The sequence below is a fragment of the Streptomyces sp. NPDC036813 genome, from assembly GCF_055609245.1.
This window is the reverse complement of the sequence record NZ_JBVJPV010000051.1, coordinates 1-1,443: the sequence shown is the minus strand read 5'-3', so window position 1 is coordinate 1,443 and position 1,443 is coordinate 1. Positions and strand designations below refer to the sequence as shown.

The 1,443-nt window shown below is 70.1% G+C and carries 2 protein-coding genes; both read left to right on the top strand.

The window, feature by feature from the left end; all coding sequences use genetic code 11:
• A partial coding sequence (locus tag ACZ67Q_RS39405) for a vitamin B12 dependent-methionine synthase activation domain-containing protein (RefSeq protein ID WP_471192466.1) occupies positions 1–851 on the top strand: 851 nt, incomplete at its 5' end.
• Positions 848–1,443, top strand: a 596-nt coding sequence (locus ACZ67Q_RS39400) for a methylenetetrahydrofolate reductase (protein WP_471192463.1), incomplete at its 3' end; no start/stop codon positions are given. The genes ACZ67Q_RS39405 and ACZ67Q_RS39400, both read left to right, overlap by 4 nt.

Here is a 1,443-nt window from a genome sequence, read left to right as displayed (position 1 = left end):
TCAAGGCGGCCACCGTCCAGGTCGAGGAACGGCCCGAGGAAGGTCATGTGCGTTCCGACGTGGCCACCGACAACCCGGTGCCCACCCCGCCGTTCCGGGGCACCCGCGTCATCAAGGGCATCCAGCTCAAGGAATACGCCTCCTGGCTCGACGAGACGGCTCTCTTCCGCGGCCAATGGGGCCTCAAGGGCGACGCGATCGAGGCCGAGGGCCGGCCCAGGCTGCGGATGTGGCTGGATCGGCTGCGGACCGGGAACCTGCTGGAGGCGGCCGTCGTCTACAGCTACTTCCCCTGCGTGTCCAAGAACGACGACCTGATCATCCTGGACGAGCGGGGCGACGAGCGCACCCGCTTCACCTTCCCCCGTCAGGGACACGGCCGCCGGCTGTGCCTGGCCGACTTCTTCCGGTCGGAGGACTCCGGAGAGCGGGACGTCGTCGGCCTCCAGGTCGTCACCGTCGGCTCGCGCATCGGCGAGGAGACCGCCCGCCTCTTCGAGGCCGACGCCTACCGCGACTACCTCGAACTGCACGGCCTCTCCGTCCAGCTGGCCGAGGCCCTCGCCGAGTACTGGCACGCCCGCGTACGCGCCGAACTCGGGATCGCGGGCCAGGACCCGGCCGCCCTCGACGGCATGTTCCGTACCGAATACCAGGGCTGCCGCTACTCGCTCGGCTACCCGGCCTGCCCGAACCTGGAGGACCGCGCCAAGATCGCCGACCTGCTCCAGCCCGAGCGCATCGGCGTGCACCTGTCCGAGGAGTTCCAGCTCCACCCCGAGCAGTCCACGGACGCCATCGTCGTCCACCACCCCCAGGCGAGCTACTTCAACGCCGGAGGCCGTTCATGAGCTCCGTCCGCGAAGCGCTGGCAAACGGCGTCCCCTCGTTCTCGTTCGAGTTCTTCCCGCCGAAGACCGGCCAGGGTGAGCGCGCCCTGTGGAACTCCGTCCGCCGCGTCGAGTCCCTCTCCCCCACCTTCGTGTCCGTCACCTACGGCGCCGGCGGCTCATCGCGCGAACGGACCGTCGAGGTCACCCGGCGTATCGCCGCCGAGACCACCCTGCGTCCCGTCGCCCACCTGACCGCCGTCGGTCACTCGGTGGCCGAACTGCGTCACATCATCGGCCAGTACGCCGACGCGGGGATCAGGGACGTCCTGGTGCTGCGCGGTGATCCGCCCGGCGATCCGAACGGCCCCTGGACGGCGCACCCGGACGGCTTCACCTACGCCCGTGAACTGGTCGAACTGGTGCGCTCGCTGGGTGAGTTCACGATCGGTGTGGCGGCCTTCCCCGAGATGCACCCGCGCTCGCCGGACTGGGACAGCGATGTCAGGCACTTCGTCGCCAAGTGCCGGGCCGGCGCCGACTACGCCATCACCCAGATGTTCTTCCGCGTCGAGGACTACCTGCGGCTGCGGGACCGGGTCGCGGCCGCCGG